At 66.7% G+C, this 12,212-nt stretch carries 10 protein-coding genes; 5 read left to right on the top strand and 5 right to left on the bottom strand.

Translation table 11 applies throughout. The annotated features are described in order from the left end of the window. The first annotated feature begins 309 nt into the window (after positions 1-309). Both JIG36_RS48635 and JIG36_RS48630 read left to right on the top strand, forming a co-directional pair. A complete protein-coding gene (locus tag JIG36_RS48635) occupies positions 310-1,122 on the top strand; it encodes an alpha/beta fold hydrolase (protein WP_307873222.1) in 813 nt (270 codons plus the stop codon). 301 nt (positions 1,123-1,423) lie between these two features. Next, entirely contained in the window at positions 1,424-2,260 is an 837-nt protein-coding gene (locus JIG36_RS48630) for a hypothetical protein (protein WP_203383742.1), read from the top strand. 319 nt (positions 2,261-2,579) lie between these two features. Here the strand turns inward: JIG36_RS48630 and JIG36_RS48625 are convergent, their stop codons facing one another. Next, positions 2,580-2,846: a hypothetical protein gene (locus tag JIG36_RS48625; RefSeq protein WP_203383741.1), complete on the bottom strand. Its 267-nt coding sequence runs from the start codon at positions 2,844-2,846 to the stop codon at positions 2,580-2,582. Positions 2,847-3,032: 186 nt separating this feature from the next. Between JIG36_RS48625 and JIG36_RS48620 the strand changes: the two genes are divergently transcribed. Further along, positions 3,033-3,653, top strand: a complete 621-nt coding sequence (locus JIG36_RS48620) for a helix-turn-helix domain-containing protein (RefSeq protein WP_203383740.1) — start codon at positions 3,033-3,035, stop codon at positions 3,651-3,653. On the opposite strand, the gene JIG36_RS48615 is transcribed toward JIG36_RS48620, so the two are convergent. Then, positions 3,639-7,160 carry a hypothetical protein gene (locus tag JIG36_RS48615; RefSeq protein WP_203383739.1) on the bottom strand — a complete coding sequence of 1,174 codons (3,522 nt, stop codon included), beginning with the start codon at positions 7,158-7,160 and terminating at the stop codon, positions 3,639-3,641. The two genes, JIG36_RS48620 and JIG36_RS48615, sit on opposite strands and share 15 nt — an antisense overlap. A gap of 72 nt (positions 7,161-7,232) precedes the next feature. Here JIG36_RS48615 and JIG36_RS48610 point away from each other — a divergent pair, with 72 nt between their 5' ends. Both JIG36_RS48610 and JIG36_RS48605 read left to right on the top strand, forming a co-directional pair. Continuing rightward, complete coding sequence (locus JIG36_RS48610; protein ID WP_236049942.1) at positions 7,233-7,745, top strand: hypothetical protein; 513 nt, start codon at positions 7,233-7,235, stop codon at positions 7,743-7,745. Between the two features lie 509 nt (positions 7,746-8,254). Beyond that, complete coding sequence (locus tag JIG36_RS48605; protein ID WP_203383737.1) at positions 8,255-9,583, top strand: AlbA family DNA-binding domain-containing protein; 1,329 nt, start codon at positions 8,255-8,257, stop codon at positions 9,581-9,583. Between the two features lie 264 nt (positions 9,584-9,847). Here JIG36_RS48605 and JIG36_RS48600 read toward each other — a convergent pair whose 3' ends face one another. From JIG36_RS48600 to JIG36_RS48590, 3 genes are all read right to left on the bottom strand, one after another. Continuing rightward, the gene (locus tag JIG36_RS48600) at positions 9,848-10,189 is read right to left on the bottom strand and encodes a MarR family winged helix-turn-helix transcriptional regulator (RefSeq protein ID WP_203383736.1); all 342 of its coding nucleotides are present in this window, start codon (positions 10,187-10,189) and stop codon (positions 9,848-9,850) included. A 246-nt stretch (positions 10,190-10,435) separates the two neighbouring features. Next, positions 10,436-11,530 carry a M23 family metallopeptidase gene (locus JIG36_RS48595; RefSeq protein WP_203383788.1) on the bottom strand — a complete coding sequence of 365 codons (1,095 nt, stop codon included), beginning with the start codon at positions 11,528-11,530 and terminating at the stop codon, positions 10,436-10,438. Between the two features lie 463 nt (positions 11,531-11,993). Then, the gene (locus JIG36_RS48590; RefSeq protein ID WP_203383735.1) at positions 11,994-12,185 is read right to left on the bottom strand and encodes a hypothetical protein; all 192 of its coding nucleotides are present in this window, start codon (positions 12,183-12,185) and stop codon (positions 11,994-11,996) included. Positions 12,186-12,212 lie beyond the last annotated feature (27 nt).

Genomic DNA, 12,212 nt, shown 5'->3' with positions numbered 1-12,212 from the left:
CTCTCATGCATCGTTGCTGGTCGGCGACCAGCCTAGTGCGGCACGCCGGGAAAGGCGGATGGGAAAGTCCGTTATCGGCGCTTCTGTGCTGACGACCGCGAGGTATGAGCCGGTTCGAGTCCGGTAGCCCGGCGCGCGCCTTGTCTGCGGCAGATCCGGATCCGGAGTTGTACTGCTCGCGGCAGCTTCTGTCCGCCGACCCGCCTCCGTGCGTACCCTCCCCAGCAGGATCACTGAATCGGGAGCGACTCGCTCAAACTGGATCGGAGACGCGTCTTGAGTTCGACCCACGAGTTCACCGTCGACGGTGTGAGGCAGGTCTACCATGTGGCCGGCCAAGGACCGGTGTGTGTCGCGCATTCCGGCGGTCCGGGCATGGACGCCGGCTACCTACGGTCGGCCGAGCTCGAGCGGCATTTCACCATGGTCTACCTCGAACCGATCGGCACCGGCACCTCCGACCGCCTCGCCGACCCAGCCGGGTACGTGCTCGACACCTATGTTCGTTACTTCACTGCCCTGATCGACCACCTCGCCGAGCCGCGGGTGCACGTCCTCGGCCACTCGTACGGCGGTTTCGTCGCCCTACGCTATGCGCTCGAGAACCCGGATCGGATCGCCGGCCTCATCCTCTACGACACCTCGCCGGTCACGGGACCGGACTTCTGGGCCGCGGCGATGGCCGGAGTGGCCGCCTATCCCAACCGCTACCCGGACGTTCCCGAGGCCGCCGCCATCCCTGCGGCGTTCCACGAGGCGGAATCAGCCACAGACGACGAGGGATTCAGCGCAGGGCTGCGAATTACCATCCCGGTCTACTTCGCCGACTACTGGGCCCGCCGTGCGGAATTCGCCCAGTTCGTTAAGGATCTGCGAGTCTGGTCGGAACCAGCCGGTGCGGAAGACCCGGCGCCGTTCGACCTGCGGCCCCGGCTGGCCGAGATCTTAGCCCCGACCGTCGTGATCGCCGGGGCGAAGGACTTCATCGGTGGCCAGCCTTGGGCGGGGATGCTGCACTCCGGCATCTCCGGCTCCAACCTGGTCGTCCTGCCGGACAGCGGGCACTTCGGCCACATCGAGCAACCGGAGGAATTCCTCCAGGCAGTACTCCTGACCCGCTGACGAGCCACGTCATGGATCATGGCCATCGGCTGGTCAGCGCGGCCCCGGGTTGCCGTCGCTCAGCGCGCAATGGTCAACGAGGCGCTCGCCCAACGCTGAACCGCTCGTCAAAGGCGAAGCATTGCACCGTCAAACACGGACGGCGGCAAATGAGCGCGTTGCTTTGGCGGCGATTGCGAGCCGTTGCAGCAGTCGGCCCTGCGATTTCATGCCATGATAAACGCGCCTTAAAGAATACATCTTACTCGATCAGTGATCGCATTGCTTCGACCCGCGCTCTCGATTATGAGATGATGGCGAAGTGGATGCAGAATTTCGCAGGCGGTTCATGCGCCTCGCCGTGGATGAGGCACTTAAATCACCCGAGGGCCAGCCGCGCGTCGGAGTAGTCATCGCGCGCAACCTAGAAGTTCTGTGCTCCGGCTCCCGCGGGGAGATGCCAGGCGGATTACACGCCGAGCAGGTCGCGCTCAAAAAGGCGAACGATCAGGGTATCAGCCTTCATGGCGCAACGGCGTTCACCACTCTGGAGCCTTGCTCCAATTCGCGCACCGGCCGGGTCCCTTGCGCGGACCTTTTGGCCGGAGCGGGAGTATCGGACGTATACATTGGCAGATACGATATTAACCCTCAGGTATACCGGTTGGGCTGGCGGGCCCTGGTTGACAATGGTATCCATTGCTGGGATTTCGACGCCGACTTCCGAGATGAGTTGGAGTTAATCACCGCCCGCTTCGAGGGCTTCTTCCTTCGCCGGAACGGCCTCGAAGGGGTCGCAAAGTTCGACCACACGCAAAATGGTGGACAGTACGTTTTCTCCGTCGATGAGAGCATCGACTCACCATGCTGGAATACGCGCTGGGGGACTTGTGGTGCCGACTCGGTGTATGCGAACGCGGGACACCCCGGCGTGGTGGCCCTTGCTCGGTACGCAAGGAAGTTCGACGAAATAGACGACCCGGACGCACTGGATTACGGCAGCCACTTTGCCAAAGTAGGTATTGGCGACATCGCGGTTTTCCGGAATAACACGGGGCATGTCCTATGCCAAGTCCTCGACGTCGAACCGACGGTCGATTACGGTGGCGGTCCTCATGTTTCCGTCAAGATTGCTTACCAGATTCGACTCCGGAACTGAACACCTTTCATTCGCCGTTGTACTTGATCGTCTCGGGTACGGCCTCGTACGCCCGGTTCAAGGTCGGTGATGGGAACGTATAAGGAGGTGGTGGCGACTGGGAGCACGCTGCCGTGTCGTGCGGGTCTCACGCGCGGCGCCAGGCCAGCTACCGGCGGCCAGGCGTATCGCCTCCAGCCGGCCTTCGAGCCGGAGCGGCCCGGCGGCGTCAGGCGGCGGGCGGCGGGCGGCGAAGAACTCGTCCGCGGCGGCGGGCAGCAGCCTGCCGGCACGGTCCGAGTTGGGCGAAGCTGGCCGCCGGCTTCCGCCGGAACGCTCGTCAGAACCCCTGCTCGAAGCCCGCTTCCCGCTCCTCGAGTTCGGCCACGACGTAGCGCACCGCTCCGAGCTCCACCTCGGCCCCTTCCCGCATCAGTTCGCTGTGGATGCGCAGCGCGTCCCACTCCTCGTATTCGCTGGCCATCTCAGCGATCAGGTCGTACTCGTCCTGGGTTCTCGGCGGGAACACCAGTGCGGGATCGTCGGGTCGATCCTCGTCGTAGACCGGGATGTAGACCGGCTCCGCGGGATCGTCGTCGTAGACCACGATGTCCTCCTCTGCCGCCTGGTCTCGACGGTAGGGAGCGGCGGGGACGCGGGTCCACGACGTTGTCCCGGCATAGTTATGACTTCGGATGACAGGTTGCTGCCATACGATCGGGGGTCGTCACCTCGATCCACGCCACCTACGCTGATGGCCTGTTCCGCCCGTGAGGAAGGAAGCCGGGCGCCCGTGCCGGTCGAAATCGCCGTAATGGACCCGCTGCCGATGTTCGCGGAAGGGGTCGTGCACGCGCTGGCCACCGCCCACATGGCGGCGGAGGCACCCGCCGACCTGCTGGGGTGGGCGAACAGCCGGGAATCCGCCGTCGTCGTGATGACCGTGGCGGCCCCGCACCACTGGGAGCCGATCCATCGACTCGTCGCCGGCGGCCACCGGGTGGTGGTCCTGCTCGACGACGAGAACGGCCCGCTCGGCGCCCACGCGGTGCGGGCGGGCGCCCGGGCGGTGCTGTCCCGGGCGGCCACCGGCGGCACCCTGCTGCGGACGATCGAGGCGGTGCTCGACGGCCAGGTGCTCATGCCGGTCGCGGTGGCGGCCGGGATCGCGGCGGCCACCACCGGCGCCGCTGGCGGCACCCTGACCACCGACCAGGTGTCGTGGCTGGAAGCGCTCGCGGCCGGCGGTACGGTCGCGCAGCTCGCCGAGCGGGTCGGCTATTCCGAGCGGGCCATGTTCCGGCTGTTGCAGGACGTTTACCGCAGGATGGGCGCGGCGAACCGGCTTCAGGCCATCATGAAGGCGCAACAGCAGGGGCTGCTGCGGACGGTCGACCCCTCAGCCGCCCGGTAGCGCCGCGAGGACCGGCCGCAGCTGCCCGCGCGGCCGGCCGGTCGCGTCCAGCGCCTCCACCAACACCACCATCCGGTCGACGAGCGCCGGAGCCGGATCATGCTGCGCGGCACGTGCGTCGCGCACGGCGGCCACGGCCGACTCGAGGCCGCCGGCGCCGTCCAGCGCAAGCCCGCACAGCGCGAAGGCCAGGAAGTCGTAGGCGGCGAAGTCGTCCGAATCCGACCCGATCCGCTCCCGCGCCTCGTCGTGCAGGGCCTCGAAGGCCGCCCTCGATGCCCTGCCGAGGCCCCGCTCGACCAGCGCCGACATCGCCGGGATGATCAGCGACCCGCCTCTCGGGCGGGGGTAGTGACTCAACCGGCGGATCTCCTTGCCAGCCGAATCAAACCGGCCGTCGCGCAACGCCAGCACGCCCAGCGTCGTGCGGGCCGCGGTCAGCACGACGAGGTCGTCCAATTCCCGAGCCAGCGCGACGGCGCGGCTGGCGAGCGGCTCGACCCGGTCGAACTTCTTCTCGTCGAACAGCAGGTCGGCCTCAACGACGAGGCCGGCCGCGAGCGAGGCCCCGCCCTCCTGCGCCGCGACGGCGAGTAACCGGCGGGCGTCCTCGCACTTGCCGGTCTCCGAGTACCACCGGGCGAGCTTGGTGCGCAGGGCCGCGACACGGGTGGCGGCGAAGGCACGGTCGGTCGCGCGGCGCGAGAAGCCCTCCAGCGACGGTACGCTCAACGCCTCGAGCGCCAGCCCCATCGCCGCCCGGAAGCCCCCGTGCCGGCGGTGGCAGTCGGCCAGCCCTTCCAGCGCGCCCATCCGGGTCACCAGGTCGCCGCGGCGGGTGGCCTCGTCACGCGCCAGCTCGTAGTAGCCCGCCGCCTCCACGGTGCGGTGGAACGTCAGGTTGAGCGAGGCAAAGTCTACGTAAATCCGCAGCCGATTGCGGTCGTCGCCGCGGGCCTTGGCACTGCCCAGCGCGCGGCCGAACGCCTGGTCGGCCTCGGCGAAGCGGCCCTGAGCCCGGTGGATCTCGCCGAGCGCGATGTCGTTGCACATCTCCAGGTGCGCGTCCCCGAGCTGCTCATGCAGCGTCGTTCGCTGCTCCAGCAGCAGGTGGCGGGCGTTCCACGGGCCGACGATCCTATCGATGCCCTCGACGACGGAGTACGCCGACCGCCACTGACCGGCGCGCAGCAACGCACCGAGTTCCGCGAAATGGATCCGAAGGTCGCCGACCTCGGCGGGCTTCCTGGTCCGCAGCTTGGTCAGGCGGTTGGCCGCCCGGCACAGCAGGTCCACCCGCTGCCCCGCGCCGTCGGCACGCTCCGCCATCCGCTCCAGCACCACGTCGGCGTCGTCCTCCGGCAGCCAGTACCGCCGATCCTCGGAACGGTAGACCACCCGTCTAGCCTCGAGCCAGGACAGCGCGTCCGTCAGGGTTTCCGGATCTTCGGACTCCGGGCCGAGCGCCACGATGGTGGCCGCCTCGACCGGCGTGTTTAGCGCCGCCACCGCCTCCAGAACCGCCGTTCGCGTTTCGGTCAGGCAGTCGAGCAGCGCCCGCACGATGGTGTCCGGCACGTCGTCCGCGGGTCCGGTAAGCAGCCCCTCGATGAACCGCCGGACGTTCAAGCGGTCATCGAGAAACTTGGTGGCGAAGAGCAGCTCGGCATTGCGGGGGTTACCCTGCACTCCGGCCCAGAAGTGCCCCTGCCATCGTTTGTCCGAGCGCCGCACCCCCAGCATGTCGTCCGGGTCGATCACCTCCAAGAACTCCAGGAAGGCGGGCGGTTCCAACCGGTCGAGACCGAACTCCGCGCCGTGGCGCTGCCAGAACCGGTGCCCCGGCGAGATCAGCTCCCGGCGCGTCGCCAGCAGCACCACGACCCGGTGATCGGGGTGTTGGTCGATCATCTCGAGGGCCTCGTCGAGGTCCACGTCGGCCAGCCGCCCTGATCGGGGATCGAGCAGGTGCTCGGCGCCGTCGACGGCGATCACCACCGGCCGCTCCCCCAGCTCGTCCAGCGCATTCTCCAGGGCGACGAAAGAGGCGGGTGCGGCCGGCCGCTCCTGCTTCACGCCCCCGCGCAGCACCTTCTCGAGGTACCCGGTCAGGGTCCTGAGGTCGAGCCGACAGTGCGCGGTCACTTCGTGCGGGACAACCGTCGGCGCGCCGATCCAGCGCTCGTGGAGCACCCGGTCGAGTAGGACCGACTTCCCGACGCCGCGGGCGCCGCGCAGGACGGTGACCCCGGGCGGCCCGTCGGTCAGGCGACGGCTTAGTAACTCACTCTCCGCTACTCGGTCCACCATCTGTTGCCGGCTGGCGCGGCCGCCCCGCCCGCTGGGCCGGGGCTTGGCCACGACGGGGGCAGGCTTGGCTTCGCGCCGGTAGCGTTCGGCCGCCGCCTGGGCGAGCCGGTAGCACCAGACCTTGGCCTCCCGCTCCTGGCCCGCGGTCAACTTCCGATTCTTCTTCAGGTCGCGCCCGATGTGCAGCAGGGCGCCGGCGACCAATCCCAGCAGGCATTGCTGGTTCCACTCGGTGACGAAGCCGCTGCCGCGAGCGCTCGACGTGCACGCGTCGCGGGTCGCCGCGGACACCGCCCGGTAATAGCGGACCCGCTCGCTCGCCGCCCGGTCCCGTGGATCCACGAACACGGTGATCAGTTCGTCACGCAGCGCGGGCGCCAGGTACTGCCATTCGTCGAGCGCCAGCGTGACCAGCAGATGCATCGGATCCCGGGCCAGCGGGGCGTTCAGCCGGAACCGGTCATAGTCGATCAGCACGTAGTCGCCGGGCTTGCCCGAGACCAGGATGTTGCGGGCGTTGAGATCGCCGTGCGCCCTGCCGATCAGCAGCTTGCGCAGCTCGGTGCCGGACTCCGGGCCAGTCAGCAGGTCGGCTGGGTTCGTGCCGCCGAGGTCGGGGCCGTACCGGTGCACCCAAGCCACGGCGGTGTCGCGCCGTTCCTTGCGGCCCACCATCGCGCCGAGCACCGCACCGACGGTGACCAGCCGCGGGTCCGAGCTGATCTCCCAGCTGTTGTCGTTCCACTCCGCGATGACGGATTGCATGATCACCTGGCAGGCCTTGCGGAAGCCCTTCATCCCGAGCAGATCCTCCAACGGCCGGGAAGCCGACAGCTCGCCGTACGCCAGCCGCTGGAAGACCGCGCTCGACCGTCCCGCCTGTACCACTGGCTCCACGACCTCGACCAGGTGCCGTTGGCGAAACTGTGGGTCGGACTTGTTCCACGCCTCGCGCAGGCTCAGCACCTTTTGGTTGACGTGGGGTGGATCCACGAACTTAAGCACCAGCTGATCGTGCGCCGAGCCGTCCTTGCGGACCACCAGGGCGACCGGGCTGCCGCTGCGACCCAGGTTGAACCACCGGATGTGCTCCAGCGTGAAAGAGGTCGCCTCTAGGCCGTGGGCCAGCGCCCGGGCGCCAACCTCGCCAAGCATCTGAGCCCACGGTTCCCACTGCTCGAGCCGGCTTTCCGTCATGCCCTCGCCTTTCCCCAGAGAGGAATTACCGTCAATCTAGAGACGGCGGGCCATCGATTGAAGTGACTGATTATGCACGTGGAGGACGGCGGCATGGCGGAAGACGTCCCGGATGCGGTCAAGCTGCGCAAGGACCTCCTGTGGGGCTTGTACACGGACTTGCAGGCGCACGCCCGGCACGCCGAGACCTTGCGCTCCACCGTTGTCAACTTCATGGTCGTGATCGCTTCGGTCCTGGTGGCGGCGGTGGTCCGGGACGGCAGCGTGGATCGGGCCGACCTGATCCCGTGCGCGATGATCACGATCGTCGGCGCTATCGGGCTGATCTTCGCGGCCGGGTACACCGAACTGCACGAACGCAACCGGCGCCGGGCCATGCTGCTGCGCGCCACCCTCGACGACGAACACTTCGCCGGGGAGCCGCGGTCGATACGCACCCTGCTCGCGACTTCGGACCGCGAACATCAGCAAACCCCGCTCTATCGCTGGACCCGCGGCCTGAGCGGCAGCACCCGACAATTCTGGCTGCTCCTGCCGGGCCTGCTGCTTGTGGCCGGCATCGCCCTCACCGCCGTATCGCTCTGACCGCGGGGCGGTGTACGCGCTGCCGAAGAGCGGCACGCTCACCTGTACGGCGTCAGGGCGCGCGGTTAGCCGGCTCGACACTGACAAGCTTGAAGATTTGCTCGTGCTAGCGATCACGCGCGCAGAGAATCACGCCCGGGCATGGCGCCATCGGCGCGCCGATGAACGCACTGAACTCGGCAGTTCAGGGAACACCGCGCTCGGATGGCGACCACTCAGCGTGACGGATCTCCGCCGGCTGGCGCGCACGGTCGGCGGCTAGAAGAGTGCACGTGATCAAGCCGCCGCGAGCGCCCTCCGCTGGCGATCTGCGTGGTCGCTGCGAGACGACGAGGCCAAGGGACCGCGTCGAAGGCCGGTGCCGGTTGGACTGGTGGGCGTTGCGAACTGACGCTGCGGGCGAGCGGCCGCCAACGACCGGAGCTCATCCGTATCGCCCTCTGGCCCGCGCTTTGGCGGCGGGATGAACGGCTTTGCGCAGTCCTGGGCCGCAGGTACATCATCATCCGATGCAGTCACTGCGTAACCGGAGGCTCGAAAGCCTTTTCGGTGGCCCTATCAACGCGAATCTCACCTTCGACCAGGTTCGTGGTCTCATCCCGAACGCCAGTGAAAGCCCAGACCTCGACTTCAAGCGGGACACTTACCCGTCCGGGGACAGGGGTAAGAAAGACTTGTGCGGCGACATCGGCGGGATGGCCAACGCTGGCGGCGGTGTCATCGTCATCGGCATTGAAGAGGACGATCAGGCCCGCGCAGCCAGCTACAGTCCCGTGGATGTTTCGGACAGCGAGCGTCAGCGTCTCCGCCAGACGTTATATGGCAACCTTCACCCAGCTCCCACCTTCGACGTCATCCCCGTTGAAGACCCAGAACATCCTGGCCATGGCTTCCTCATCATTTGGGTTGCCCGCTCGACCGCAGCGCCACACGCCTACTCCCCGCAGGGAAGTGCCAGGTATTACCCGAGGCGGGTCGGCACCGAGAAAATTTGGCTCGGCGAGGCGGAGATCGCGGAAGCGTACCGGGTTCGATTCGCTGGCCTCGCCGATCAATTCGCAAGAGTTGCGACCATCGAGGCCGAACTCCTCCCACGGCTCGCGAGCGAAGGTATTTTCGTCGTCATCACACTGGTTCCTGACATGCCCGGGGAGATGACGATTGATACCGCAGCGTTCGACGCTTTCCAGCTCGGTAATGCGAGCCGCCAGCTCAGCGCCTTTGGTATCCCGATGGGCGGCTTCATGCAGTCCACCGTGCGCCGGCGTCGACTCGTCGCAACCAGCTCGCCCGAAATCAGTCAGCCCACCACGAACAAAGTATGCGAGTTACACGCAGACGGCAGCGGCGCCTTCGCCAAGAGCGTCGAATCTGTCTCCCGAGATGACGTCCAGCGACAAGAAAGGTTCGTCGACAGTAACCAGCTGGTTATGGGTATAGCCACGGGATTACGGCGCCTCGGCAGGCATGCCCGCGACACCGCAGGTGCCGGCGGCTTAGCGAACATGCAGGCCACCGTATGGACTCGCACACCAACAAAGTTGATGTTGGTATCTAGCGTCGGATGGCCGAATGAGCCGGTCGGCCGTGGATTCATTGAGGGCAATGTGACTTCCGACTCCGTCGCGGACCTCGATGACTTGGCGGTTGACGGGCCCGGCCTAGTCGCAGCAACTTGGCGGCTCGCTAACGGCCTTTTCCAGGACTTCGGGACGCCGGAAACGATGCTAGTCACCCGCGAAGGGGGGATCCGTCTTCCGTACTGGTATCGAGATGTTCAGGCACCTATCCGGCAGTGGGCCGCAGAATTCGGTGTCGAGATTCTGACAGCTCAATAGGCTGACGAAAGGAAAGGACAACGAAGATTTCTATGTCCAGTTCACAGGTGCACTCATCTCGGCAGATCCGCGCGTCCACGCTCCAAGCGGATTCATGATCGCTCGCACGCAGCGTGAGCGGGATTCTGGTGGTCATTGGCGCCCACCCGGTGGACATGATCCGCAGGTGGTGCCGGTTCTCGCGGACATTGCGGCGAGCGGTGCTGGCGAAGTGGTGCCGAAAGTAGCGAACATCTGGTGCCCAAACTCCGCGAACCAAGCCAGTCAGGGCGAGACGCAGCGTTTGAACGCCACAACGGCATTGTTCTGGGCCTCGCCAGCTGGATGCTCGACCAGCTCGGTCAGTGCGACTGACATGCGAGCTCGCAGCTCCAGAGTGAACCTCAGGCCAGCGGGAGTGGGTTGGAGAACGCTGCGCCGGTGATCACCGGGCCGAGGGAGACGGCAGATCAGCCCTCGTGTGATGAGTTCCTTGACGGCGAGGGTCACGGTGGGTTTGGCCAGACCGGTGACGTCGGCAATCATGCGGCTGTCGACTGGGCGCCGACCCGCAGCAAGTTGGAGCACGTCATAGCTGGCCCAGGTCAGGCGTTCATCGCGCAGCACAGCGTGCTCCAGATGCCGCCGAAAGTGGTTACTCGCCCGAACGAGTACTGCAACGTGGTAGAGCAAGTCGTGCGCAGAAGGCGATGACACGGTTCTTTCCCGTACACCGTCACGCCCGGAGACATAGCCGTTGTAGCTAGTCACGACGGCCCTTGCCGCCCGCCTGACACCGATAATGCATCGGGTCTCCGTTCGGTAGTGGCAGCGGTCCGACGGACGCTACCGCGACACCGAGCCAGGCCGCGGTCATAGCCGACCGCGCAGGGGCGCGCCACGCGCCGTCATGAACCCGGACGGTTCGATGGCGTTGGCGCTTGACAGCCGACAGCGAACGGCGCCGCACGTGACGTCGATGTGTACCTCGAAGTGCAGGTGTGGTCCGGACGAGTGACCGCTGGTGCCGACCAGCCCGATCGGCTCACCTGCGGAGACACGCTGCCCGAGGAACACCTCGGGTTTACGGACCATGTGGCAGTAGCGGGTGGCGATCTGTCCGGCATGCAGTATTTCTACGAACCAGCCGCAGCCCGGGGTAGACGGACTGCCGTCGATGTCGCAGTTGCCGGTGTCGTCGTCGCAAGCGGCGAAGACGACTTTGCCGGCTGCAGCTGCTCGGATGACGGTATTGCGTCCCGCGCCGAGATCGTTTCCTTGGTGAGTTGGCCGCCCGGGGGTGCGGAAACCAGAAACGACTGGGGCATCGACCGGTCGGGTCCAGCCGCCCGATGAGACGGCCGCGATCGGGCCGCAGTCAGCAAGGCTTGCGCTCGGCAGCTCGGTGATCGAGGCGGCGCCGGTCACCGCGGCCACGATGCGTTCAGCGTCGATTTCGTGCTTGGCGTACGCGTCGGGGTAGGCGCTGCGTTGCACCTTCTGTGCGGCGACGGTGATCGGTAGGGCTTCCCAGCTTCGGACGCGCTGGAGCGCTTTGTAGAACGCGGTGCTGGCATAGACGCGATCAAGAAGCTGGGCCGGTGAGCCCCAACCTTGACTGGGACGTTGCTGGAACAGACCGAGGGAGTCATGGTCATTGCGGGCCCCGAGGTCGCCCAGGTTCGTCAGCCGTGACTCCTGCATCGCCGTCGCCACCGCGACCACCCAACCACGGGCAGGAACCTTTGCGTTCTGGCCGACGGAGACGATGAGCGCGGCATTGTCGACCTGGGCGCTGGGCCAACGGCCGACCGGCCCTTGCCGCGTACGTGCTTGCATGCTCGCTCCCGGCACAGCGGCGGTGCAGACGGCCGCAGCCGCGTTGTCGCCGAGCACGGCGGCAAGCGGGAGACCACACATCGCCAGCAGCAACATGCCTGCCGAGCCAAACGCCGCACCAAACTTCATGACGAGGCTGGGCTGACGGTGGCGATCAGCCACTGGCCGTCCCGATTGACGACCGTGACGTCAACAGGACCAGCGTCGGTCGGTATCGCGACGATCACGACTGTAGTCGTTGCCGACAGTGCACGGGGAGCTCCAATCACGGCTCGCGCGGGGATGTTGGCCGGGTTCGTGTCCGCAAGCAAGCGGGCGTACTGCGGGATGACCGACTCGCGAACCCCGTCGTACCACGTCTGCCAGGAAAGGCCAGGTCGCGCCCATGCAGTCACGTACCTTACCGCGGCGATGACTGCCGCCCTCGCCGCCGGCACGCTGGGGGCTATACGTGCGCCGTCCTCGTTGTCCCCGTACGGCTCAGCCGGGACCGTGTACGTCGTGGGCGGGGTCGGCTCTTTCTCGGAACTCACTCCGCAGCCTCCGGCCGTGAGCGCAGCGACGACACCAACGAGTACAAATCTCCGGTTCATCAGACAGCCCCGCATTTGAAGTCGGCCAGCGTGCGGCTGACGGCGGCGGCTGTGTCTTCGACGTGACGGGCCAGTGCATTCAGCGCGGCTTGCTGTTGGTCAGGCCCGTCGGCGGTGTAGGCCTCGGTGAGTGCGAGCGACGCGGCCGCGCCATGCAGGCCGATGTCGCGCAAGGCATCGAGGTACTCCATCCGGCCCCCAACACCCGAATTGGAAGT

The organism is Paractinoplanes ovalisporus, assembly GCF_016834655.1.
GTDB classification, from domain to species: domain Bacteria; phylum Actinomycetota; class Actinomycetes; order Mycobacteriales; family Micromonosporaceae; genus Actinoplanes; species Actinoplanes ovalisporus.
Note: the sequence above shows the minus strand (reverse complement) of the source record. Positions and strands in the feature narration are given on the sequence as shown.

What these genes read in the sequence shown, in the direction of transcription:
- JIG36_RS48590 (WP_203383735.1), bottom strand. Translation starts at nt 12,185, where the DNA reads ATGGAGTACCTCGATGCCTTGCGCGACATCGGCCTGCATGGCGCGGCC.
- JIG36_RS48595 (WP_203383788.1), bottom strand. Translation starts at nt 11,530, where the DNA reads ATGAAGTTTGGTGCGGCGTTTGGCTCGGCAGGCATGTTGCTGCTGGCG.
- JIG36_RS48610 (WP_236049942.1), top strand. Translation starts at nt 7,233, where the DNA reads ATGCACGTGGAGGACGGCGGCATGGCGGAAGACGTCCCGGATGCGGTC.
- JIG36_RS48615 (WP_203383739.1), bottom strand. Translation starts at nt 7,160, where the DNA reads ATGACGGAAAGCCGGCTCGAGCAGTGGGAACCGTGGGCTCAGATGCTT.
- JIG36_RS48605 (WP_203383737.1), top strand. Translation starts at nt 8,255, where the DNA reads ATGCAGTCACTGCGTAACCGGAGGCTCGAAAGCCTTTTCGGTGGCCCT.